The following is a 300-nucleotide window of genomic DNA, read 5'->3' on the forward strand; positions in this document are numbered from 1 at the left end:
CGTTCTTTGTAGTGCTCACACAGATTGTCTGATGAAAAGTAAATAGCAAGGCGTCTTGCGATTGAGACTTCAGTGTCCCCTTCGTCTAGAGGCCCAGGACACCGCCCTTTCACGGCGGTAACAGGGGTTCGAATCCCCTAGGGGACGCCACTTGCTGGTATGTGTGAGTGAAAGTCGCCGACCTCAATATCTCAAAACTTACCTTCGGGTGACGTTTGAGATATTTGCTCTTTAAAAATCTGGATCAAGCTGAAAATTGAAACGACACACTGTTTCATTTCTCCGTAATAAGAAATGAAA

General features: G+C 45.7%; 1 tRNA gene. It reads left to right on the plus strand.

Annotated features, from left to right (window positions below):
* Window positions 1-74: 74 nt before the first annotated feature.
* Window positions 75-150 (plus strand) — tRNA-Glu (locus OGW16_RS02015).
* Window positions 151-300 lie beyond the last annotated feature (150 nt).

The sequence above is a fragment of the Citrobacter sp. Ce104 genome, from assembly GCF_030334595.1.
GTDB classification, from domain to species: Bacteria; Pseudomonadota; Gammaproteobacteria; order Enterobacterales; family Enterobacteriaceae; genus Citrobacter; species Citrobacter europaeus.